This is a genomic window from Pseudomonas sp. PGPPP1 (assembly GCF_002255865.1).
GTDB lineage: Bacteria > Pseudomonadota > Gammaproteobacteria > Pseudomonadales > Pseudomonadaceae > Aquipseudomonas > Aquipseudomonas cremoris.
Window position 1 is genome coordinate 74,103 of the sequence record NZ_NKIG01000004.1, and the last position, 23,320, is coordinate 97,422.

General features: G+C 60.6%; 23 protein-coding genes. 11 read left to right on the forward strand and 12 right to left on the reverse strand.

The annotated features are described in order from the left end of the window. Positions 1 to 25 precede the first annotated feature (25 nt). The 8 genes from rodA (at position 26) to CFE47_RS07985 (ending at position 7,609) form a co-directional block, all read left to right on the forward strand. Positions 26 to 1,129, forward strand: coding sequence for a rod shape-determining protein RodA (rodA, locus tag CFE47_RS07950; RefSeq protein ID WP_174244894.1), 1,104 nt, complete (start codon positions 26 to 28; stop codon positions 1,127 to 1,129). A 17-nt stretch (positions 1,130 to 1,146) separates the two neighbouring features. Beyond that, positions 1,147 to 2,157, forward strand: a complete 1,011-nt coding sequence (gene mltB / locus CFE47_RS07955) for a lytic murein transglycosylase B (RefSeq protein WP_286836198.1) — start codon at positions 1,147 to 1,149, stop codon at positions 2,155 to 2,157. Then, positions 2,157 to 3,152 carry a septal ring lytic transglycosylase RlpA family protein gene (locus tag CFE47_RS07960; RefSeq protein WP_185708610.1) on the forward strand — a complete coding sequence of 332 codons (996 nt, stop codon included), beginning with the start codon at positions 2,157 to 2,159 and terminating at the stop codon, positions 3,150 to 3,152. Before mltB ends, CFE47_RS07960 begins: the two co-directional genes overlap by 1 nt. Positions 3,153 to 3,331: 179 nt before the next feature. Further along, positions 3,332 to 4,489 (forward strand): D-alanyl-D-alanine carboxypeptidase family protein, encoded by a 1,158-nt coding sequence (locus CFE47_RS07965; protein ID WP_185708609.1) that lies wholly within the window; start codon positions 3,332 to 3,334, stop codon positions 4,487 to 4,489. A gap of 85 nt (positions 4,490 to 4,574) precedes the next feature. Continuing rightward, entirely contained in the window at positions 4,575 to 4,850 is a 276-nt protein-coding gene (locus CFE47_RS07970) for a DUF493 domain-containing protein (protein WP_185708608.1), read from the forward strand. Beyond that, complete coding sequence (gene lipB, locus CFE47_RS07975; protein WP_286836199.1) at positions 4,850 to 5,497, forward strand: lipoyl(octanoyl) transferase LipB; 648 nt, start codon at positions 4,850 to 4,852, stop codon at positions 5,495 to 5,497. The genes CFE47_RS07970 and lipB overlap by 1 nt, the downstream gene beginning before the upstream one ends. Positions 5,498 to 5,523: 26 nt before the next feature. Continuing rightward, positions 5,524 to 6,525 carry a lipoyl synthase gene (gene lipA / locus CFE47_RS07980; RefSeq protein WP_017735632.1) on the forward strand — a complete coding sequence of 334 codons (1,002 nt, stop codon included), beginning with the start codon at positions 5,524 to 5,526 and terminating at the stop codon, positions 6,523 to 6,525. Between the two features lie 151 nt (positions 6,526 to 6,676). Beyond that, positions 6,677 to 7,609, forward strand: coding sequence for a S66 peptidase family protein (locus tag CFE47_RS07985; RefSeq protein WP_286836200.1), 933 nt, complete (start codon positions 6,677 to 6,679; stop codon positions 7,607 to 7,609). Between the two features lie 112 nt (positions 7,610 to 7,721). Here CFE47_RS07985 and CFE47_RS07990 read toward each other — a convergent pair whose 3' ends face one another. The 5 genes from CFE47_RS07990 to leuS form a co-directional block, all read right to left on the reverse strand. Then, positions 7,722 to 9,047: a lytic murein transglycosylase gene (locus CFE47_RS07990; RefSeq protein ID WP_286836201.1), complete on the reverse strand. Its 1,326-nt coding sequence runs from the start codon at positions 9,045 to 9,047 to the stop codon at positions 7,722 to 7,724. Positions 9,048 to 9,108: 61 nt separating this feature from the next. Further along, a complete protein-coding gene (arfA, locus tag CFE47_RS07995; RefSeq protein WP_003176285.1) occupies positions 9,109 to 9,273 on the reverse strand; it encodes an alternative ribosome rescue factor ArfA in 165 nt (54 codons plus the stop codon). A 131-nt stretch (positions 9,274 to 9,404) separates the two neighbouring features. Beyond that, entirely contained in the window at positions 9,405 to 10,442 is a 1,038-nt protein-coding gene (gene holA, locus CFE47_RS08000) for a DNA polymerase III subunit delta (RefSeq protein WP_286836202.1), read from the reverse strand. A 39-nt stretch (positions 10,443 to 10,481) separates the two neighbouring features. Beyond that, positions 10,482 to 11,087: an LPS-assembly lipoprotein LptE gene (locus CFE47_RS08005; protein ID WP_286836203.1), complete on the reverse strand. Its 606-nt coding sequence runs from the start codon at positions 11,085 to 11,087 to the stop codon at positions 10,482 to 10,484. A gap of 88 nt (positions 11,088 to 11,175) precedes the next feature. Then, entirely contained in the window at positions 11,176 to 13,782 is a 2,607-nt protein-coding gene (leuS, locus tag CFE47_RS08010) for a leucine--tRNA ligase (protein WP_185708602.1), read from the reverse strand. A 262-nt stretch (positions 13,783 to 14,044) separates the two neighbouring features. Between leuS and CFE47_RS08015 the strand changes: the two genes are divergently transcribed. Both CFE47_RS08015 and CFE47_RS08020 read left to right on the forward strand, forming a co-directional pair. Continuing rightward, entirely contained in the window at positions 14,045 to 14,362 is a 318-nt protein-coding gene (locus CFE47_RS08015) for a hypothetical protein (RefSeq protein WP_286836204.1), read from the forward strand. A gap of 97 nt (positions 14,363 to 14,459) precedes the next feature. Then, complete coding sequence (locus tag CFE47_RS08020) at positions 14,460 to 15,221, forward strand: YdcF family protein (protein ID WP_286836205.1); 762 nt, start codon at positions 14,460 to 14,462, stop codon at positions 15,219 to 15,221. 25 nt (positions 15,222 to 15,246) lie between these two features. Here CFE47_RS08020 and lnt read toward each other — a convergent pair whose 3' ends face one another. From lnt to miaB, 5 genes are all read right to left on the reverse strand, one after another. Further along, complete coding sequence (gene lnt, locus CFE47_RS08025; RefSeq protein WP_286836206.1) at positions 15,247 to 16,770, reverse strand: apolipoprotein N-acyltransferase; 1,524 nt, start codon at positions 16,768 to 16,770, stop codon at positions 15,247 to 15,249. A gap of 8 nt (positions 16,771 to 16,778) precedes the next feature. Continuing rightward, positions 16,779 to 17,618 (reverse strand): CorC family transporter, encoded by an 840-nt coding sequence (locus tag CFE47_RS08030; protein WP_015373027.1) that lies wholly within the window; start codon positions 17,616 to 17,618, stop codon positions 16,779 to 16,781. Between the two features lie 41 nt (positions 17,619 to 17,659). Next, positions 17,660 to 18,118: an rRNA maturation RNase YbeY gene (gene ybeY / locus CFE47_RS08035; protein WP_286836207.1), complete on the reverse strand. Its 459-nt coding sequence runs from the start codon at positions 18,116 to 18,118 to the stop codon at positions 17,660 to 17,662. Further along, a complete protein-coding gene (locus CFE47_RS08040) occupies positions 18,111 to 19,115 on the reverse strand; it encodes a PhoH family protein (RefSeq protein ID WP_286836208.1) in 1,005 nt (334 codons plus the stop codon). The genes ybeY and CFE47_RS08040 overlap by 8 nt, the downstream gene beginning before the upstream one ends. Before the next feature lie 226 nt (positions 19,116 to 19,341). Beyond that, positions 19,342 to 20,670 carry a tRNA (N6-isopentenyl adenosine(37)-C2)-methylthiotransferase MiaB gene (gene miaB / locus CFE47_RS08045; protein ID WP_286836209.1) on the reverse strand — a complete coding sequence of 443 codons (1,329 nt, stop codon included), beginning with the start codon at positions 20,668 to 20,670 and terminating at the stop codon, positions 19,342 to 19,344. A 131-nt stretch (positions 20,671 to 20,801) separates the two neighbouring features. Here miaB and CFE47_RS08050 point away from each other — a divergent pair, with 131 nt between their 5' ends. Further along, positions 20,802 to 21,128: a DUF1820 family protein gene (locus tag CFE47_RS08050; protein ID WP_003236992.1), complete on the forward strand. Its 327-nt coding sequence runs from the start codon at positions 20,802 to 20,804 to the stop codon at positions 21,126 to 21,128. Positions 21,129 to 21,256: 128 nt separating this feature from the next. Here CFE47_RS08050 and CFE47_RS08055 read toward each other — a convergent pair whose 3' ends face one another. Next, positions 21,257 to 21,811 (reverse strand): tetratricopeptide repeat protein, encoded by a 555-nt coding sequence (locus CFE47_RS08055; RefSeq protein WP_185708595.1) that lies wholly within the window; start codon positions 21,809 to 21,811, stop codon positions 21,257 to 21,259. A 225-nt stretch (positions 21,812 to 22,036) separates the two neighbouring features. After that, on the reverse strand, positions 22,037 to 23,320 hold the full coding sequence (gene hemL, locus CFE47_RS08060) for a glutamate-1-semialdehyde 2,1-aminomutase (protein ID WP_049711390.1): 1,284 nt from the start codon (positions 23,318 to 23,320) through the stop codon (positions 22,037 to 22,039).

Sequence of the window (23,320 nt, forward strand, 5' to 3'; positions counted from 1 at the left end):
CCGCATCCTCTCCAGCGAGGATGTGATGCGTCGCCGTGCGACGTTGCTGCAGCGCATGCACATCGATGGCCCGCTGTTGATCCTGCTGCTGACCCTGGCAGCCGGCAGCCTGTTCGTCCTTTATTCCGCCAGCGGCAAGAACTGGGACCTGCTGATCAAGCAAGCTTCGTCGTTCGGCCTGGGCCTGTTGTCGATGGTGGTGATTGCCCAGTTGGAACCGCGCTTCATGGCGCGCTGGGTGCCGCTGGGGTATGTCGCCGGTGTGTTGCTGCTGGTGGTGGTGGACGTCATGGGCCACAACGCCATGGGCGCGACCCGTTGGATCAACATTCCGGGGGTGATTCGCTTCCAGCCGTCGGAATTCATGAAGATCCTGATGCCGGCGACGATTGCCTGGTACCTGTCCAAGCGCACTTTGCCGCCGCAGCTCAAGCACGTGGGGATCAGCCTGATCCTGATCGGCATACCGTTCATCCTTATCGTGCGCCAGCCGGACCTTGGCACCTCGTTGTTGATTCTCGCCGGCGGTGCGTTCGTGCTGTTCATGGGTGGCTTGCGCTGGCGCTGGATCCTCAGCGTGCTGGCCGCCGCCGTACCCGTGGCCGTGGCCATGTGGTTCTTCTTTATGCATGACTATCAGAAGCAGCGGATCCTCACGTTCCTTGACCCGGAAAGCGACCCGCTGGGCACCGGTTGGAACATTATCCAGTCCAAGGCGGCCATCGGTTCCGGCGGCGTATTTGGCAAGGGCTGGCTGCTGGGTACCCAGTCGCACCTGGACTTCCTGCCGGAAAGCCACACCGACTTCATTATTGCGGTGATGGGCGAAGAGTTCGGCCTGGTGGGCATTTGCGCGCTGCTGCTGATCTACCTGCTGTTGATTGGTCGGGGCCTGGTGATTACCGCCCAGGCGCAGACGCTGTTCGGCAAACTGCTGGCCGGCGCCTTGACCATGACTTTTTTTGTTTACGTTTTCGTCAACATCGGTATGGTCAGTGGCCTGCTGCCGGTGGTTGGGGTGCCGTTGCCATTCATTAGCTACGGCGGAACTTCGCTGGTGACATTGCTGTCAGCGTTTGGGGTTTTGATGTCGATTCATACGCATCGCAAATGGATCGCACAGGTTTGAATAAGGTGAAGATGTCAATGCAAGTAATGCGCGGCTGGGCGACTCGGCATGCGTCCTGGATGGGCCTGATTGGCCTGCTGGGCGCGACGCAAGAGGCGCAGGCCGGTGACTACGATGGTTCACCCCAGGTCGCCGAATTTGTCGGTGAAATGACCCGCGACTACGGTTTCGCCGGTGAACAACTGATGGGCGTGTTCCGCGAGGCCCAGCGCAAGCAGGCGATCCTCGATGCGATTTCCCGTCCGGCCGAGCGCGTGAAGCAGTGGAAGGAATATCGCCCGATGTTCCTCACCGACGCCCGCGTGGCGCGGGGTGTGGATTTCTGGCGCCAGCATGAGGCAGTGCTGGCCCGCGCCGAGCAGGAATACGGCGTACCGGCCCAGGTGATTGTCGCGATCATTGGCATCGAAACCTTCTACGGGCGCAATACCGGCAGCTATCGGGTGATCGACGCATTGTCGACCCTGGGCTTCGATTACCCGCCGCGCGCCGAATTCTTCCGCAAGGAGCTGCGCGAGTTCCTGTTGCTGGCCCGCGAAGAACAGGTCGATCCGCTGACCCTCAAGGGCTCCTACGCCGGTGCGATGGGCTTGCCGCAGTTCATGCCAAGCAGCTTTCGCGCCTACGCGGTGGACTTTGACGGTGACGGCCACATCAACATCTGGAGCAACCCGGATGATGCCATCGGCAGTGTGGCGAGTTACTTCAAGCGCCATGGCTGGGTCGCCGGCGAACCGGTGGTGGTTCGCGCCGATGTCAGCGGGGAGCGTGCCGATGAAGGCCTGACCCAGGGCATCGAGCCGGTCAAGACGGTCGGGGAGTTGCGGGCGCTGGGCTGGTCGGGTCAGAATGCGCCACGCGACGACATGCCGGTGACGGCGTTCCGTCTCGAAGGCGAAAACGGCCCGGAATACTGGATGGGCCTGAAGAATTTCTACGCAATCACGCGTTATAACCGCAGTGTGATGTACGCCATGGCCGTGCATCAGCTGTCAGACATGCTGGTCCAAGCACGGGGCACCAAGTAATGCGGGTATCGTCGATCAAAAATCCGCTCAAGCTGGTGGCGTTTGCCGCGTTGTCCCTGCTGGTCGTCAGTTGTTCCACCAGCCGTGGTCCGGCGCAGAAGGGCGGGACCGCTGTGCGTTCCCAACCGGGCCTGGACATCAACCGCGCCCACAAAGACGGCGCGCCGTGGTGGGATGTGGACGTCTCGAAAATTCCGGATGCCACCCCGACCCTGCACACCGGAGCCTACAAGGCCAACCCGTATACCGTGCTGGGCAAGACCTACTTCCCGCTGCAGGAATCCAAGACCTATGTCCAGTCGGGCACGGCGTCCTGGTACGGCACCAAGTTCCATGGCCAGAACACTGCCAACGGCGAAGTGTATGACCTCTACGGCATGAGCGCGGCGCACAAGACCCTGCCGCTGCCCAGCTATGTACGCGTGACCAACCTGGACAACAACCGCACCGTGATCCTGCGGGTCAACGACCGTGGGCCGTTCTACTCGGACCGCATCATCGACTTGTCCTACGCGGCGGCGAAGAAACTTGGCTACGCCGAAACCGGTACCGCGCGGGTCAAGGTCGAAGGCATCGACCCGGCGCAATACTGGGCCCAGCGTGGCAAACCGGCGCCGTTGATGCTCAACGAGCCGCAAACCCCGCAGCCGCAAGTGACGGCGTCGGCAGGCAAGATCGAACAGTGGACGCCGCCACCGGCACAGCACGCGCCGGATACGGTGGTGGTGCCCCATGCAGCACCGGGTGCTTCCATGGCCGGTGGGCAATACCTGCAGGTTGGCGCATTTGCCAACCCGGATGCGGCAGAGCTGCTAAGGTCGAAGCTCAGTGGCATGGTCAACGCGCCGGTGTTCATCAGTTCCATCGTGCGTAACCAGCAGACCCTGCACCGTGTACGCATGGGGCCGATTGGCTCACCAAGCGAAGTCGCACAAGTGCAGAACAGCGTGCGCCTGGCCAACCTGGGACAACCCAGTGTGGTCACCGCCGAATAACAAAAGATTGAAGGTTCAGGCCTGAACGTGGGCTTGAGCCGGGGTTGTTGGCTCGTTGAACAATAAAAACCCAGGGGCAAGGGGTGAGCGGGCAACCGAACACGCGACAGTCTGGAAGCGGGCTGTCTGAATAGTTTTGCCCGCGAGGGCAAGTTTCCATAAGCAATTTCGAGAGACGGATGAACATCACCACCTTAGCCAAACGCACGTGCCTGCTTCTTTCGCTGATCATCACCCCGGCCGCCTGGGCGGTTGAAATGGTGCCGGCTTCCCCGCAACTGGCTGCCAAGGCCTGGGTCCTCATGGATGCCGCCAGCGGCAACGTGCTGGTCGAGAACAACGGTGACCAGCGCCTGCCACCGGCCAGCTTGACCAAGCTGATGACCGCCTACATCGCGACCCTGGAAATTCGTCGCGGCCAGATCGGCGAGAACGACCCGGTTACCGTCAGCGAAAACGCCTGGCGTACCGGCGGTTCGCGGATGTTCATCAAGGTTGGCTCGCAGGTGACTGTCAGCGACCTGCTGCACGGCATCATCATCCAATCCGGCAACGACGCCAGCGTGGCGCTGTCCGAGCACATCGCCGGCAGCGAAGACGCGTTCGCCGACATGATGAACAAAACCGTGACTGACCTGGGCATGACCAACAGCCACTTCATGAACCCAACCGGTCTGCCAAACCCTGAGCACTATTCGTCGGCTCACGACATGGCGATCCTGGCGCGCGCGATCATTCGTGTTGACCCGGTGCACTACGCGATCTACTCCCAGAAGGAATTCTTCTGGAACAACATCAAGCAACCTAACCGCAACCTGCTGCTGTGGCGTGACAAGACCGTTGACGGTCTGAAAACCGGTCACACCGACGAAGCTGGCTACTGCATGGTGTCCTCGGCTGTACGTGATGGCCAGCGCCTGATCGCCGTGGTATTCGGCACCAATAGCGAGCAGGCCCGTGCGGCCGAGACGCAAAAACTGCTGACCTACGGTTTCCGTTTCTTCGAAACCCAGACCTTTTATCAGAAGGGTGCCGAGCTTGCGACCGCTCCGGTCTGGAAGGGCGCAACCTCTCAGGTCAAGGCTGGCCTGGCTGAAGACCTGACCCTGACCATGCCTAAAGGCCAGCTGAAAAAGCTCGCTGCCAGCATGACCATGAACCCGCACCTGGTTGCCCCAATCGCCAAGGGTGACGTGATCGGTAAGGTCGAAGTCAAGCTGGACGACAAGGTCGTGCACAGCGCTGACCTGATCGCTCTGGACGCCGTCGACGAAGGTGGTATCTTCCGCCGCGTCTGGGATAGCATCCGTCTATTCTTCTACAGCTTGTTCAACTGATAAGTGTGCACCTGCAAAGCCCCGTGTTGATCCGACACGGGGCTTTGCCCGTCGCCACGGCTTACGCTTACGAGGCCGTTACGCCATGACCGATAAAGAAGTAAAGGCGCCAAAGATCGAATTCCCAGTGACGGACTATCCCGTCAAAGTGATCAGCGATACCGGTGTGGGCAACAAAGACAAGATCCTCGAGATTGTGCGTAAACACGCGACGATCAACGACAACCGTGTGGACGAGCGCTCCAGCACCAACGGTAAGTACACGACGATCCAGTTGCACATCGTTGCGACCGGTCAAGAACAGCTCTACGACATCAACAGCGAACTGCGGGCCACCGGCTTCGTGCACATGGTGTTGTGATGTCACAGGTCCTGGGCTTTCGCGAGCTCGGCCAGATGGACTATGAGCCCGTCTGGCACGCCATGCAGCGGTTCACCAACGAGCGCGGCACGTCGGCCCCCGATGAAATCTGGCTGGTGGAACACCCGCCGGTATTCACTCAGGGTCAGGCCGGAAAGGCCGAGCACTTGTTGGTTCCGGGTGATATTCCGGTGGTGCAGGTCGACCGAGGTGGCCAAGTGACTTACCATGGCCCCGGACAACTTGTCGCATACCTATTGTTGGACGTGCGCAAGCTGGGTTTTGGCGTGCGCGATCTGGTCAGCCGTATGGAGGCTTGCCTGATCGAACTGTTGGCCAGTTACGGCGTGACCGCCGCGGCCAAACCCGATGCACCCGGTGTGTATGTGGATGGCGCGAAAATCGCCTCCCTGGGGCTGCGGATACGCCACGGATGTTCCTTTCATGGCCTGGCCTTGAACGTGGACATGGACCTGGCGCCGTTCCGGCGGATCAACCCGTGTGGTTATGCCGGGTTGGCGATGACCCAACTGAGCGAGCACGCCACACCGATTAAATTTGCCGAGGTAAGTGCCCGGCTGCGTGCGCAGCTCGTCAAACACCTCGACTATGCTGAGCAGACGACCCTTACGGGCGGAATCGACTGATTATGACTACTGATGCAGTGCAAACCATGATCCCGACGGTGGACGTTACCGACCGTCCGGCCCCGGCCCCGCGTGCCAAGGTGGAAGCCGGCGTCAAGCTGCGCGGCGCCGAGAAGGTTGCACGCATCCCGGTGAAGATCATTCCGACCACCGAACTGCCGAAGAAACCCGACTGGATCCGCGTGCGCATCCCGGTTTCGCCGGAAGTCGACCGTATCAAGGCGCTGCTACGCAAGCACAAGCTGCACAGCGTGTGCGAAGAAGCCTCCTGCCCGAACTTGGGCGAATGCTTCTCCGGTGGCACCGCCACCTTCATGATCATGGGTGACATCTGCACCCGTCGTTGCCCGTTCTGTGACGTTGGCCACGGCCGACCAAAACCTCTGGACGTCAACGAGCCGGAAAGCCTGGCCATCGCCATCGCCGACCTGCGCCTCAAGTACGTGGTGATCACCTCGGTAGACCGCGACGACCTGCGTGACGGCGGTGCCCAGCACTTTGCCGACTGCATCCGCGAAATCCGCAAGCTGTCGCCAAACGTGATGCTCGAAACCCTGGTCCCGGACTACCGTGGCCGTATGGACGTGGCGCTGGAAATTACCGCTGCCGAGCCGCCGGATGTGTTCAACCACAACCTGGAAACCGTGCCACGCCTGTACAAGGCTGCGCGTCCGGGTTCGGACTATCAGTGGTCGCTGACTCTGCTGCAGAAATTCAAGCAGATGATGCCGCACATCCCGACCAAATCCGGCCTGATGCTGGGCCTGGGTGAGACCGACGAAGAAGTGATCGAAGTCATGAAGCGCATGCGCGAACACGACATCGACATGCTGACCCTGGGCCAGTACCTGCAACCGTCCCGTAGCCACTTGCCGGTGCAGCGTTTTGTACACCCGGACACCTTTGCCTGGTTCGCCGAGGAAGGTTACAAGATGGGCTTCAAGAACGTTGCGTCGGGCCCGTTGGTACGTTCGTCGTACCACGCTGACGAGCAGGCCAAGCTGGTCAAGGCGAGCCTGGTTTCGTAAATACCGCTGCTCAAAGCTGGGAGCGGACTTGTGTGGGAGCTGGCTTGCCTGCGATAGCATCACCTCGGTGCAACTGATACACCGAGGTGCCTGCATCGCAGGCAAGCCAGCTCCCACATTTCGTTCTGCGTTATAGATAGGGAGTCCATGGATGAGCACTGAACCAGCAGTTGCCGTACCTGCATTGCGCCCCGAAGGCACCATCGCCCTGATCGCCCCCGCAGGCCCGGCCGAACTGGACGCCGAAAAAGCCGCACAATGGGTGCGTAATCGCGGCTACAACCTGCGTATTTTCCCGGGCGTGTTTGAGCGCGATGGCTATCTGGCCGGCAGCGACGACACCCGCCTCAACGACCTCCATGCCGCCTTCGCCGATCCCGACATCGATGCAATCTTCTGCCTGCGCGGCGGTTATGGCACACCACGCCTGCTCGACCGCTTGGACTTTGGCCTGCTACGCAAAAACCCCAAGCCATTCGTAGGCTATAGCGACCTTACCGCCGTGCACCTGGCTATCAGCCGGTACGCGGGCTTCGTGACGTTCCACGGGCCGATGTTCAAAGTCGACCTGCTGGGCGACAAGCAACAACCCACCGAGTCTTCACTGTTCAGCATGCTGCGCGGCCAACTGGGCGTTGGCAGCGTGCTGGCGCACCCGGTGGCCTACCCGTTGACCACTATTGCACCTGGCATTGCCTGTGGGCGTTTGCTGGGGGGCAACCTGTCGATGATCGCAGCGGTGATGGGAACCGCTTTTGAGATCGACGCCGCAGGCATCATCTTGCTGATCGAAGACGTCAACGAGCCGATCTACCGTATCGACCGCTTGCTGACGCACCTGCGCTTGGCAGGCAAGCTCGCTCAAGTGGCGGGCGTGCTGGTGGGGGATGTGGCCGGTGTGGACCAGGTTGCGTTGGAGCAGTTGCTCAAGCAGACCTTTGAACCGCTGTGCATTCCGGTGTTGGCGGGGTGGCGCAGTGGGCATTGTGACCCGAACCTGACGTTGCCGATGGGGGCGTTGGTGCGGTTGGATGCGGGGGAGCAGCGGGTGGTGTTGGAGCAGGATGTAGTGGTTAGGCCCTGAGGCCGGTGTTGTCTGGTCAATTGCCATCGCAGGCAAGCCAGCTCCCACAGGAGAATGCATTCCAATGTGGGAGCTGGCTTGCCTGCGATAGCGGCAGTCGCCATCTGCAGATTTAACGGTCCTGCAACGACTCCAAAAGCTTCACCGTCGGATACCCATCCGCCGGCCAGCCCAACGCCTGCTGCGCCGCACGAATCGCCTTACGCGTATTGGCACCGATAATCCCATCCGGGTTGCCCGCGTCATAACCCTTAGCGCTCAGCGCCGTCTGCAAATCAATGCGCTGGGAACGACTCAGCGGCCGCTCATCTTTTGGCCAATCGCCACGAATCACACCACCCCCCGCGAAGCGTTCCGACAACAGGCCAACCGCCAGTGCGTAGGACGACGAGTTGTTGTACTTGAGGATCGCGCGGAAGTTGTCCAGCACCAGGAACGCCGGGCCACGGTAGCCCGCCGGCAGCAACAGGGCAGCAGACAGTTGGTCGACGTTGGGCGGCATGCTCGCGCCCGGTGGCAGTTGGATACCCAGTTTCAGCCAGTCAGCGACCGTTTTGCGGATGCCGCCATCGGCCAGCGCGTAATCGAAGTTCGCCGGCAATTGCTGCACTTCAAACCCCCACGGCTGGCCTTTCTGCCAGCCGGAGCTTTGCAGGTAATGCGCGGTAGAGGCGAGGGCATCGGTCGGGCTGTTCCAGATGTCGCGGCGACCGTCACCATCGAAGTCGACGGCGTGGGTGTTGTAGGTGGTCGGGATGAATTGGGTCTGGCCCATGGCGCCGGCCCAGGAGCCTTTCATCTGATCGGCGGAGATGTCGCCGTGCTGGATGATCTGCAGCGCTGCCAGCAGTTGAGCCTGGGCGAACGCCGGGCGGCGGCCCTCGTAGGCCAAGGTCGCCAGGGAGCGGATCACCGAGTTATTGCCCTGGAACTGGCCGAAATTGCTTTCCATGCCCCATACCGAGACGAGTGCTTGGCGATCAACGCCGTAGCGGTCTTCGATTTTCTGCAGGATATCGGCGTATTTCACCAGCAACGCCTGGCCATTGCGCACGCGCAGTGGCGACAGGGCGCCGTCGAGGTATTCCCACACCGGGCGAGAGAATTCCGGCTGGCTGCGGTCGGCGCGGATCACCGCCATGTCAGGGGTGACATTGGCGAAGGCAGTGTCGAACACGGCAGCTGTGATGCCGGCCTTCAACGCTTGTTCGCGGAAACCGGCCTGCCATTCGGCAAAAGTCTGGGTCGGTTGAATATCTAGGTTGTCCACCGCCAAAGGAGCCACGACAGCGGGAGCCACGACCGGTGCGGTCTGGAGTGGCGGCAGGGGTTGAGCGTCGGCAGCGGTGGGTTTTTCCGCGCAGGCGACTAGCAGAATGAGGCTGGAGGCAGCGATCAATTGGCGAAGGTGCCAACGACGGGAAAGACAAGAGGGCATGCACAGGTCCAGGGGTTACAAATCAGGAACAGACCTTATCATGTCAGAGGGGGGCTTGCCTTCAGGCAGCCAGAAAGTAAGAAGCCTCCCAGCTATTAGACTGGAAGGCTTCGCGGCGGTAGCTGCCTTTGCCCTTGCCGGCGCGTTCCTGACGGCTGCGGAACAGTGGCTGGGCGATGATGGATTTGGCCTTGTTGGGGCCATGCTTGGATGGCTTTTTGCTCATGCTCGTTACTCTCTGGGTGGGTTGAAGCGGTGCAAATCATCTGCCGAAGTTTGAGCGCTGTAAAGCCCTGCAATAGGTAGGAAACTTCACAAGATCACCTGGAAGGCACTCAAGGTAGGAGCTGGAGGAGTTTATTCGGCGGGAAGAGTCAGGCGCTGACCAGCCATCAACAGCGACAACCGGCTCAGGCTCATCCACGGCGAACCGGCCGCCTGGCCCTTGATCTGCGCGTCAATGCGCTGCGCTTCCAGCAACAGTTGCGCCCAGCGTTGCGCCGAGTGCCGTTGCAGTGCCTTGCTCATCAGCGGTTTGCGTTTGTCCCACACCGGGGGGCGTGCCTGGCTGAAACATTTGTCCAGCGGCGTACCTTGGCTGTATTGCAGGGCAATATTGGCCAATACCCGTAGCTCCCGGGCCAAGGCCCAGAGAATCACCGGAGGTTCTACGCCCTCACCACGCAGGCCCTCGAGCATGCGCAGGGCGTGGGCGGGTTCGCCGTTGAGAATCGCATCCACCAAGCCGAACACGTCAAACCGCGCACTGTCCGCTACGGCGCCCTGCACGGTTTCGACGGTGATCTGCCCGTCTTCAGCCATCAACTTGAGCTTTTCGATCTCCTGGGCCGCGGCAAGCAAGTTGCCCTCGACCCGGGCGGCGATCAACTCCACCGCGTCCTGAGTCGCCGAGAGCCCCGATTGGGACAAGCGCTGGCGAATCCACTGCGGCAATTGATTGCTGTCTACCGGCCAGATCTGGATGAACTGGGTTTGCGCCCCTTCTACCAAGGCCTTGCCCCACTTGGTTTTCTGCGCGCTGCCATCAAGCTTGGGCAAGCTGATCAGCAGTACCGTGTCTTCGGCGGGGCGCGAGCAATACTCCATCAGCGCGGCTGCGCCTTTGTCGCCTGGCTTGCCCGACGGCAGACGCAGTTCCAGCAAGCGTTTTTCGGCGAACAGCGACATGCTCGCGCCGGCCTGCAGCAACGTACCCCAGTCGAAACTGGCGTCGGCGGCGAACACCTGGCGTTCATCGAAACCTTGCTGGCGCGCGGCGGTGCGAATGGCGTCGGCGGCTTCCTGGCACAGCAACGGGTCATCACCGCTGACGATGTAGACAGGCGCGAGGCCACCTTGCAGGTGTTTGGCGAGTTGGGCGGGGGCGAGTTTCATAGGCAGGGTAAACGGGGCGCTTGGGGCGCCCCGTTTGGCTTACTCGACAGGAACTTCAACAGGCGATTGTTTCGGCGTGTTGTCTTCGTACTCTTGCGCGGCTTTCAGCGCGTCGGCGTCAGCCTTGGCCTTGTTGTCAGCAGCTTGCTGCAAGGTCTCAAGTTGTTCCGGGGTCAGCATCGACAGGCGCTGGACCATACGTTGCACCAGTTCACGACGCATTTCTTTGCGTACCTGGATGACTTCGGAGTCCGAACCCACCAGGTTGTTGCCGTCATGGCTCACGATTTTCTGCACCTGGATCTTGTCACCCATTAGCGGCAGATGGTCGCGGCCCTGGATTTCGAAGTTGAGCGTGGTGCTCAGTTCGATATCAGACGCACGACCGGCGCTGGCGTAGCTCAGGTTACGCTGGGTTTCTTGTTCGTTGGCCAGGAACAGCTTGTAGGTCGCGCCGGTATAAACGTGCACACCGCTGTTTTCCAGAACCTGGCGCAGTTGGGTCACGGTTTGGCTGTAGGCGTCGCGGGCGCTGACGTCCAGTTCCTTGATCGACAGGTTATTGGTGCCGGTACCGCGCAGCTGGAAGCCGCAAGCGCTCAGCAGTACGGCAAGGCCCATAACCAGCAGATTGCGTTTGATCATTTTGTTGCTCCCCTTGAAACCATGTGGGCCTTATCGAGGCCCTGAAGGCTTTGTTCGGCGCAGGGTTTGAACCCTGCGCCCGATCCGATTAGCTAGCGACGATATTGACCAGTTTGCCAGGCACCACGATCACTTTGCGGATCGTCAGGCCTTCGGTGAAGCGCAGCACGTTCTCGTTGACGCGTGCGACGGCTTCGACTTCTTCGCGGGTGGCGCTGGCAGGCATGTCGATCTGGCCACGCAGCTTGCCGTTGACCTGAATCACCAGTTGCAGCGTGTCCTGAACCAGTGCGCTGTCATCTTGCACCGGCCAGCGGGCGTCGATGACGGCGTCGCTGTGACCCAGGCGGTTCCACAGGTCGTGGCTGATGTGCGGCGTGATTGGCGCCAGCAGCAGGGTGACCGTTTCCAGGCCTTCCTGTACCAGTGCGCGATCCTGTTCGGTGGCCTGCGGGGCTTTTTCCAGCACGTTCATCAGCGTCATCACCTGGGCGATGGCGGTGTTGAACTTGTGGTTCTGGCCCACATCCTGGCTGGCTTGCTTGATGGCCAGGTGGGTGCTGCGGCGAATGGCTTTCTGCTCGTCGCTCAGGGCGGCCACGTCCAGTTTGCCCGGCAAGCCTTGGCTGATATGGGCGTGAGCCAGGCGCCAGACGCGCTTGAGGAAGCGGTGCGAGCCTTCGACGCCGGAGTCGGACCATTCGGCGCTCATGTCAGGCGGCGAGGCGAACATCATAAACAGGCGGCAGGTGTCGGCGCCGAACTGATCGATCATCGACTGTGGGTCAACGCCGTTGTTCTTCGACTTGGCCATTTTCTCGGTGCCACCGATTTCTACCGGCAGGCCGTCGGCGATCAGCTTGGCGCTGATGACCTTGGCTTTGCTGTCACGCTCAAGCTCGACGTCGGCCGGGTTGAACCAGGTGTAGGCGCCGTTGGCTTCGCGACGATAGTAAGTCTCGGCGACCACCATGCCTTGGGTCAGCAGGTTCTTGAACGGCTCATCGGAGCTCACCAGGCCTTCGTCACGCATCAGCTTGTGGAAGAAGCGCGCGTACAGCAGGTGAAGGATGGCGTGCTCGATACCGCCGATATATTGGTCCACCGGCAGCCAATGGTCAGCTGCGGATTTCTCCACCAGGCCACCCTCGTAGTGCGGCGAGGCGTAGCGGGCGTAGTACCACGACGACTCGACGAAGGTGTCCATGGTGTCGGTTTCACGCTTGGCAGGCTGGCCGCATTTCGGGCAGCTGCACTCGTAGAACTCAGGCATGCGCGCCAGCGGCGAACCGGCGCCGTCCGGCACTACGTCTTCCGGCAGTACGACCGGCAGTTGGTCTTCCGGTACCGGCACGTCGCCACAGGTGGCGCAGTGGATGATCGGGATCGGGCAGCCCCAATAGCGTTGGCGGCTGATGCCCCAGTCGCGCAGGCGGAACTGGGTGCGCGAGGCGCCCAGGTTCTTCTTGATCAATGCAACTTCCATGGCGTCGAAGGCACCTTGGAAATCCAGGCCGTCGAACTCGCCAGAATTGATCAGGGTGCCGTGTTCGCCGTAGGCGTCTTGCCACGGAGCCGGGTTGGTTTCACCGGAACTGGTGCGCACCACCGACTTGATCGGCAGGTTGTATTTGGTGGCGAATTCAAAGTCGCGCTCGTCGTGGGCCGGCACTGCCATTACAGCGCCATCGCCGTAATGCATCAGCACGTAGTTGGCGACCCATACTGGCAGCTTCTCGCCAGTCAGCGGATGCTCGACGAACAGGCCAGTCGGCAGGCCCTTTTTCTCTTGGGTGGCAACGTCGGCTTCGGCCACGCTGCCGCCTTTGCATTCGGCGATGAAAGCCTGCAGCTCAGGGTTGTTCTGTGCAGCCTGGGTCGCCAGCGGGTGCTCAGCGGCCACGGCAACGTAGGTTGCGCCCATCAAGGTGTCTGGACGGGTAGTGAAGACTTTGAGTGCGCCCGCTGCGCCGATGGAATCGACGTTGTACGGGAACTGCACTTCCATGCCCTTGGACTTGCCGATCCAGTTGCGCTGCATGGTCTTGACCTGTTCAGGCCAGCCCGGCAAATCGTCGAGGCTCGACAAGAGTTCATCCGCGTAGGCGGTGATCTTGAAGTAGTACATCGGGATTTCGCGCTTTTCGATCAGCGCACCGGAGCGCCAGCCGCGACCGTCGATCACCTGCTCGTTGGCCAGTACGGTCTGGTCGAGCGGGTCCCAGTTCACGGTGCCGTTCTTGCGGTAGATCACGCCTTTTTCGAACAGGCGAGTGAACAGCCATTGTTCCCAGCGGTAGTAATCCGGCTTGCAGGTGGTCACTTCGCGGGACCAGTCCACGGCCAGGCCCAGGCTGCGCAGCTGGGTCTTCATGTAGGCGATGTTTTCGTAGGTCCACTTGGCGGGAGCCACGTTGTTTTTCATCGCGGCGTTTTCCGCCGGCATGCCGAAGGCGTCCCAACCCATGGGTTGCAGGACGTTCTTGCCTTGCATGCGCTGGTAGCGGGAAATCACGTCACCGATGGTGTAGTTGCGCACGTGCCCCATGTGTAGCTTGCCGCTGGGGTAAGGGAACATCGATAGGCAGTAGTAAGTCTCCTTGCCTGGCTGTTCACTGACTTCAAAGGACTTTTGCTCGTCCCAGAAAGTTTGGGCGGCGTTTTCTATTTCACGGGGCTGATATTGTTCGTGCATGGCTACTTTTGAACTGAATAGGGGTGGCCTAATCCTCTTCGGTGCAACATTCAGGTCCATCGACACCAAAAAGCGGCGCGTCCGTGCCCAAACCCTGCGGGAAGTGGAGTTACAGGAAGCGCCGTAGCATACATGACCCCACTCTATCGAGGGAAACCCTGATTGCGCGGCAGGGGCCGTCTGTCGCGGCGCCAGGCAGGTGCAGCCGTGGGGACTACGCTGTTTATTGGGGAATGAGTCATATCTTCAATGAGGTGAGGGGATGGTTGAATCGCAGCGAACTTTAACGAAACCGCAGTTGTATGAAGGGCTGATCGACCGTTTGGGTCGGGCATTGGATGCAGCAAGAACCGCAGGCCGATTGCGTGATGAGCGGCCTCAGGAGCTGGAGTTGCGAGGCTTGAGCCAGGCAGAGCTTGAACTGATCAAGGGCTACCTGGAATTGCATCACCACCACGCCTCTCCTGGGCAGGCCTCCCCGCCAGCCCAAGAGCCCTCGCGTTCGGCCAAGGTGATCTGGCTGAAGGACTTTTCCACAGGTCGCGGGCCGGAAAAACTTCGGGCCGTACGGTGGAAGTGAAAAACATTGTTTTCCATAAGCCTTCTCAAAATGTGCTGGTAAAGATTGTCGCTAAATCCCGTTGCATCTAGGCTTCGGGCATCTTTGGAGATGCCCGATGCCTTTTCGTTATTTCATCAAACAATTGTTGTTGCCCCCCGGCATTCTTTTGCTGCTGTTGGCGCTTGCCTGGTGGTTTCGCCGAAGCCGCCCGCGTCTGGCCGGGCTTTGTTTTGCCCTGGGTTTTGGCGGGATGTGGCTAATGAGCCTGCCGGTGATGGTGGAGTGGGGCGCGCGGGCGCTGGAGACCGAGCCGCCGCTGGCGCGTGAAGACTGGTCGACCCTGGCCCAGCGCGCAGACGCCATCGTGATATTGGGCTCGGGGCGCGAGCGCGGTGACCCGGCCTGGGGCTCCGACCAGCCCACCGGTATAGGCCTTGAGCGCCAGCGCTACGCGGCGCGACTGGCCAAGGCATCCGGGCTGCCGGTGCTGACCACTGGCGGCTTGCATTACGGCACGCCGCCCAGCGAGGCAGAATTGATGGCGGTGTCGATGCAGGATGACTTCGGCGTGACGGTGCGCTGGAAAGAAGAGCGCAGTCGGACCACCTGGGAAAATGCGCAGATGAGCGCCGAGATTCTATTGCCCGAGGGCATCAAGCGTGTAGTGGTGGTGACCCAGGCCTGGCATATGCCACGCTCAGTGTGGAGCTTTGAAAAGGCAGGTTTTACCGTGGTGCCCGCGCCGGTGGGTTTTCTCGGCGTGGACAATGCCCGACCGCTGGGTGGTTGGATGCCGGAGTTCGTGTCGGTGTGGCGCAGTGGGCAGTTGATCAATGAAGCGGTGGGGCAGGTGGGTTACCGATTGTTTTACCGATAACACCACATTGGTTTGGTGCTGCTCTTTAAACTGTCTTCGCCATCCGACCCGCCAGCAGCGCCCAACCAAACAACACCAGGCACACTATGATCAACGGCCATGAACGCCATTGCAGGTACGGCGTCAGGTTGTGCATCGGCACCACTTCACCATAAAGAATGCCGCGTTCGAACTGCGGGATCTGCGCGGTGATCTGCCCAAACGGGTTGATCAGGCCGGTCACGCCGTTGTTGGTGGCGCGGATCATCCAGCGGCCAGCCTCCAGCGCACGCATCTGCGCCATTTGCAGGTGTTGCAGCGGGCCGATGGAGCGGCCAAACCAAGTGTCGTTGCTGATGGTCAGCAGCAGGTCGCTCTGGGCCGACAGGCCGGCGGCGAACTCGGGGTACACCACTTCGTAGCAAATGAAGGGGGCGATTTGATAGCCCTTGGCCTGCAACATCGCCTGGTCGGCGGGGCCACGGGCGAAGTCGGACATGGGCAGGTCGAAGAAGGCGATCAGGCCGCGCAGCATGTCTTGCAGCGGTACATATTCACCAAAAGGCACCAGCTTCTGCTTGAGGTAGGTGCCATCACCTTCGCCGACCACGGTAATGCCGTTGAAGTAGCGCTTCTGGTGGTGCACTTCCTGGCGGATCGGTACGCCGGTGATGAGCGCGGTGTGCCGGTCTGCGGCGAACTTGCCCATCATGCCCAGGTAGCCCTCGACGGACTCCTTGAGTACCGGTACTGCGGTTTCCGGCCACACCAGCAGGTCAACCGGTTTGGAGCTGAAGCTCATGTCGCGGTACAGCGCCAACTGCGCATTGAGCTGTTCCGGGTCCCATTTCATGCTCTGCTCGACGTTGCCCTGGATAGCAGCCACGGTCAGTGGCGCGCCGGAAGGCGTGGTCCAGGCATGGTGCTTGAGGGCCAGGCCGATGGCCCAAGGTGCGACCAGCAGTACCAGGCCCGCGCCGATAAAGGCATTGCGCTTGCTGGCCAGCAGGCGTGGCAGGTTGCATAGCAGCGCTGCTGTGAGTGCCAGGGCAAACGAAATCAGCCACATCCCGCCTACCGGCGCCAGGCCGGTCAGGGGGCCGTCAAGCTGGCTATAGCCGGAATACAACCACGGGAAACCGGTAAGGAACCAGCCGCGAAATGCTTCCTGGCCAACCCACAGTGCTGCGAAAGTCAGCGCGTCGGCCAACGGTGCTTCATTGCGGCGTAACCAGCGCGCCCATAACCAAGCGGGCAGCGCGAAGAACCAGGCAATGGCGGCAGTGAACAACAGCATCAGGAAACCCGCCAGCAGCACCGAAGCGCCGCCGAAGTGGTGGATGCTGTAGTAGATCCAGCTGGTGCCGGCACCGAACAGACCGAAACCGAAGCACCAGCCACGACCCAAGGCCTGGCGTGGGCTCAGCTCCCGCAACCCGATATAGAACAATCCGACGGCCACCAGCGCAAACGGCCACAGATCGAATGGCGCCAGCGCCAGGGTAGTGATGGCGCCGGCCACCACGGCCAGCAAGTTACCGGGCCAGCCGGGTGCGATCAAACGGCGCATTTCAGTCCTTAACGGGCAATAGGTGTCAGGCGAATCAAGTGAATTCGACGGCTATCGGCATTCAGGATGCGGAAGCGATAAGCGCCGATCTCGGTGGTTTCGTTACGCTTTGGCAGGTGCCCAAACGCACTCATCACCAGGCCGCCCACGGTGTCGAACTCGTCGTCGGAGAATTCGCTGTCGAAGAACTCGTTGAAGTTCTCGATCGGTGTCAGCGCCTTGACCAGGAAGTCTCCGCTCGGCAGCGGCTTGATGTAGCTGTCTTCTTCGACGTCGTGCTCGTCTTCGATGTCGCCGACGATCTGTTCCAGCACGTCTTCGATGGTCACCAGGCCAGCAACGCCGCCGTATTCGTCGATCACGATGGCCATGTGATTGTGGTTGGCGCGGAACTCACGCAGCAACACATTCAGGCGCTTGGATTCGGGTACGAAGGTGGCCGGCCGCAGCAGGTCCTTGATGTTGAAGTTGTCGCCGTTCTCCTTGAGGATCAGCGGCAGCAGGTCCTTGGCCAGCAGGACGCCCATCACGTCGTCATGGCTTTCACCGATCACCGGGTAGCGCGAGTGCGCCGAGTCGATCACGGCCGGGAGGAATTCCCGCGGGGTCTGGGTCGCCTTGATGCTGATCATCTGCGAGCGCGGGACCATGATGTCCCGCACTTGCAGGTCAGCCACCTGGATGGCGCCTTCGACGATGGCCAGCGCTTCGCTGTCCAGCAACTTGTTCTGGTGGGCCTCGCGCAGCAGCTCCAGCAGCTCCTGGCGGTTTTTCGGCTCGTGGGCAAAAGCCTGGGTCAGTTTACCCAGCCATGACTTCTGCCCGTTGCTCGATCGGTCTTCGCTCATAGCGATTACTCTGAATCCTTTGTTGTTACAGTTAAGTGTTTTTAAGCTTCGTCGTCGGCATACGGGTCCGGATGACCCAATTCTGCAAGCAACGTTTGTTCCAGTGTTTCCATTTCCTCGGCTTCGTCATCGTCTATATGGTCGTAACCCAAGAGATGCAAGCAGCCGTGGATGACCAGGTGAGCCCAATGGGCTTCAAGGTCCTTGCCTTGTTCCTTCGCTTCGCGTTCTACCACCTCGACGCAGATAACCAGGTCGCCCAGCAGTGGGATATCCAGTAACTCATCCGGTATGTCGGCGGGGAAGGACAGCACGTTGGTCGCGTAGTCCTTTTGGCGCCAGGTGTGATTCAGTTCGCGGCCTTCGGGTTCGTCCACCAGACGAATGGTCAGTTCCGAGTCGGCGGTGCGCTGGCGCAGTGCCAGGGCGCACCATTGGCGGAACTGTTCTTCGCTGGGGGCGGGCGCTTCGGTGGCCAGCTGCAGGTCTAGCTCAAGCATCGCGGCGGGCGTCCTTGGACAAACCATCATCACGGTGTTCGAAGCGCTCGTAGGCCTCGACAATGCGCTGCACCAGCGGGTGGCGCACGACGTCCTTGGGCGAGAAGTGCGTGAAACTGATGCCTGGCACGTCCTTGAGCACTTCAATCACATGACCCAAGCCCGATTTGGTGCCCTTGGGTAGGTCGACCTGGGTTATGTCGCCGGTGATGATGGCCGTGGAGCCGAACCCGATGCGGGTCAGGAACATCTTCATCTGCTCGACCGTGGTGTTCTGGCTTTCGTCGAGGATGATGAAACTGTTGCTCAAGGTGCGGCCGCGCATGTAGGCCAGCGGGGCGATCTCGATCACCTGGCGCTCGATCAGCTTGGCCACGTATTCAAAGCCGAGCATTTCGTACAGCGCGTCGTAGAGCGGGCGCAGGTACGGGTCGATCTTCTGTGCGAGGTCGCCGGGCAGGAAGCCGAGCTTTTCGCCCGCTTCGACCGCCGGGCGCACCAGCAGGATGCGGCGCACTTGCTCGCGCTCAAGAGCATCCACTGCACAGGCCACGGCCAGGTAGGTCTTGCCGGTACCGGCGGGGCCGATGCCGAAATTGATGTCGTTGCCGAGGATCGCCTTTACGTACTTCTGCTGATTCAAGCCCTTTGGGCGGATCATGCCTTTTTTGGTACGCAAGGCCACGCTGGCTTCAGCGACAGGGTTGTTGGCCAAATCTTCCACAGCCGATTCCTGCAAATACAGGTGCACGGTTTCTGGCGACAGCTCGCTACCCTTGGTTTCGCGGTAGAGACGGCGCAGCAGGTTTTCTGCGGATTTAGTGGACTGGGTTTCACCAACGAGCTCGAACTGATTGCCGCGATTGCGGATCTCGATGCCCAGGCGTTGTTCGATCAGACGCAGGTGCTCGTCGAACTGTCCGCACAGGTTGGCGAAACGGCGAGCCTCAAATGGCTCGAGGAGAAAACGATGGGGTTCTGCTATGGGTGCGTTCAAGGTCGCTTTTAGCCGCCCTTTGGCTGTTGAGGTGAAAGAGAGAATAACGCCAGTGGCGCGGGTACGAAAGCACTTACGTCATTGGAATGTTGCGCAGTTCCAATGTGGGAGCGGGGTTGCTCGCGAAGGCGGTGGGCCAGTCAATACCTGTATCAACTGATCTGCCGCCTTCGCGAGCAAGCCCGCTCCCACATTTTGATCTCCATCAGTCAGACATATTGATGGGTTATTGGATCAGCGAGCCCCGCAACGAGTGCGGTTGCGCCGCATCGATGTGCACATCGGCAAACTGGCCGATCAAGGTCGGATTATCGCAGCGGAAGTTGACGATTCGGTTGTTCTCGGTGCGACCTTGCAATTCGCCCGGGTCTTTTTTCGAATAGTCGGTGACCAGGATGCGCTGGGTCGAGCCGACCATTTGTCGGCTGATCTCGAAACCTTGCTGGTTCAACCGATGCTGCAACGCGTTCAGGCGTTCTTTTTTCAGCGCTTCCGGGGTCTCGTCCGCCAGGTCGGCCGCCGGCGTGCCGGGGCGTTGGCTGTAGACGAACGAGTAGGAAAAGTCGAAACCGACGTCTTCGATCAGCTTCATGGTCTGCTCGAAGTCTTTCTCGGTCTCGCCGGGGAAACCGACGATAAAGTCCGAGCTGATGCAGATACCCGGTACCGCCGCACGCAGTTTGCGCAGTTTGGATTTGTACTCCAGGGCGGTGTGGTTGCGCTTCATCGCCGAGAGGATACGGTCCGAGCCCGATTGCACCGGCAAGTGCAGGTGTTTGACCAGTTCAGGCACTTCAGCGTGGGCCTGGATCAGGCTGTCGGAAAACTCCAGCGGGTGCGACGTGGTGTAGCGAATACGCTCGATGCCATCGACGGCGGCAACCACACGGATCAGCTCTGCCAGGTCGGCCAGGCGTCCGTCGTGAGTCAGCCCACGGTAGCCGTTGACGTTCTGGCCCAGCAGGGTCACTTCACGCACGCCGTTTTCGGCCAGGTGGATGATTTCCGAAAGCACATCGTCAAATGGACGGCTGACTTCTTCACCACGGGTGTAGGGCACCACGCAGAACGTGCAGTACTTGCTGCACCCTTCCATCACCGACACATAAGCGCTTGGCCCGTCGATGCGCGGCTCGGGCAAATGGTCGAATTTTTCGATTTCGGGGAACGACACGTCGACTTGCGGCAGCTTGCTGATACGCGCAGCGTCGATCATTTCTGGCAGACGGTGCAGGGTCTGCGGGCCGAAAACCACGTCGACATAGGGCGCGCGGTCGCGGATGGCGGCGCCTTCCTGGCTGGCCACGCAACCGCCGACGGCGATCACCATGTCCGGGTTGGCCAGTTTCAGTTCACGCCAGCGGCCCAGCTGGGAGTACACACGGTCCTGGGCCCGCTCGCGGATCGAGCAGGTATTGAGCAGGATCACGTCGGCATCTTCGGCGCGGGCAGTGACTTCCAGGGCCTGGTGTTCGCCCAGCAGATCGACCATGCGCGAGCTGTCGTACTCGTTCATCTGGCAACCGTGGGTTTCGATGTAAAGCTTCTTGGCCATGGGAATCGTCAACTGGTGGTAAAGAACCGCGCATTATAGGGGGCATGCCCATTGGTTCCTAGCGTTGTGCATCGGGTGCCATGCTATAGTTCGCGCCCTCTTTTATATCCCCGATGTGTTATTCGCCCACCATGACCAAACGTGAAGCTCCAATCTACAAGGTGATTTTCCTCAACCAGGGCCAGGTGTTCGAAATGTACGCCAAGCAGATCTATCAGAGCGATCTGTGGGGGTTCTTGGAAGTGGAAGAGTTCGTCTTTGGCGAGCGCACCCAGTTGGTCGTCGACCCGGGCGAAGAAAAACTCAAGGCTCAATTCGAAGGCGTGGTGCGCAGCTTTGTGCCGATGCATTCGATTGTGCGCATCGATGAAGTCGAGCGTTTGGGCACGCCGAAGATCAGTGAGGCTCGGGGCGTGAGCAATGTGATGCCGTTTCCGATGCCGATGCCTGAGAAGTAAGACTTTAGACCGCGTTGCACCCTTCGCGAGCAAGCCCGCTCCCACATTTAACTGCATTCCAAACTTGGAACTCGGTCCAATGTGTGAGCGGGCTTGCTCGCGAAAGGGCCTTTAAAAGCCCGGAAGATTTAAGGCAAGGGTGAGAAAGGCGAACGCCCATCCGCACTCTGCAATTCCTGCAAATAGTTACGGAAAATCTGCCCCAGTACCTGCGTTGCCACTTCCAGTTCATCGCGCTGCATATGCTCGGCCACTTCGTCGGCTGTATCCAGTGCATCCTCTGCACCGTTGACCGCCGCCATTTTCAGCACGATATACGCCTGGACGTTATTGGCTGGCACGCCTTCGCCATGGAAGAACATGGTGCCCAGCTGGAATTGCGCCTCGGCATGGCCCTGCAGCGAGGCTTTCTCGAAGTAGCTCAAGGCTTTATTGAGGTCGCGGGCGGGGTTCTTGCTGTCGTGGTAGTACGCGCCCAACTCGTATTGCGCCTGCGCATCCCCGGCATCGGCCTGTTTCTGGCACGCGCTCAGCGCTTCGGCCTGGCCGTCTGGCTGGGTATTGAGGGTGCAACGACCCATCGCTGGGATTAACAACGAGTTGCCGCCTGCTTGTGCATGTGCCAGCAGCGGCTGAAGGAGCAACAGGCAGCCCAGAACCAGGGTGCGGCCGGTGCGTTTCATGGGAATCGACTTACCTCTGACGGGGCACGCGGATCCTCAGGGGATCCAATAAGCGCGCATTATGAAATAAGCAGGCCTCTGCTTACAAAGTCTTTACTCGTTTTTCTGCTGGTTGGGCAAGTTATCTGCCGGATTGCAGGTGAATTCTCGAAAAAACTCGGAAATATCTGTCAGCAAAGTAGCAAATCAGACACCGCTCGGGCGGTGTCTGATTTTTTTGGCCATTTATTTCAAGGCAGCGAACGCGCGCTCGGCAGCGTCGAGGGTCAGTTTCAATTCGGCTTCGCCATGGGCGATCGAGGTGAAGCCGGCTTCGAACGCGCTCGGCGCCAGGTACACGCCGCCTTCCAGCATCAGGTGGAAGAAGCGCTTGAACAGATCGGCATCGCTGCCCATCACGTCGTCAAAGGTGACGATATCGTCGGCACCGCTGAAGTACAGGCCGAACATGCCACCCGCCTGGGTGGTCACAAACGGGATGCCGGCGGCGTCTGCGCGCTGTTGCAGGCCGTCCAGCAGGCGCGTGGTGTAGTCGGTCAGCTCGGCGTGGAAGCCCGGACGGCTGATCAGGCGCAGGGTCGTCAGGCCGGCGGCCATGGCCAATGGGTTACCGGACAAGGTGCCCGCCTGGTACACCGGGCCCAGTGGCGCGATGTGCTGCATGATCTCGCGTTTGCCGCCGAAGCAGCCCACTGGCATGCCGCCGCCGATGATCTTGCCGAAGGTGCTCAGGTCCGGCGTTACGCCGTAGTGAGCCTGGGCGCCGCCGAGGGCCACACGGAAACCGGTCATCACTTCGTCGAAGATCAGCACCACGCCGTGCTTGTCGCACTGCTCGCGCAGGCCTTCGAGGAAGCCCGGCGCCGGCGGTACGCAGTTCATGTTGCCGGCCACCGGCTCGACGATGATGCACGCTACGTCCTGGCCCACTTCATTGAGCATCTGCTCGACGGCGGCGATGTCGTTGAATGGCAGGGTCAGGGTGTGTTTGGCAAAGGCCGCAGGCACACCGGCCGAGCTCGGCACGCCCTGGGTCAGCAGGCCGGAACCGGCTTTCACCAGCAGGCTGTCGGAGTGGCCGTGGTAGCAGCCTTCGAACTTGATGATGCTGTCGCGGCCAGTGAAGCCACGGGCCAGGCGGATCGCGCTCATGGTTGCTTCGGTGCCGGAGCTGACCATGCGCACCATTTCCATCGACGGCACGATGGCACACACCAAGTCAGCCATTTCGGTTTCCATGGCCGTTGGTGCGCCGTAGGACAGGCCGTGTTCCAGCTGCTTGCGTACCGCGTCCAGTACGTCCGGATGGCTGTGGCCGAGGATCATCGGCCCCCAGGAACCCACGTAGTCAACGTAGCGCTTGTCATCTTCGTCGGTGACGTAGGCGCCTTCGGCATGCTTGAAGAACAACGGCGTGCCGCCCACGCTCTTGAACGCACGCACGGGGGAGTTCACACCGCCGGGGATGTGTTTCTGGGCATTGGCAAACAGCGTTTCGGAACGGGACAT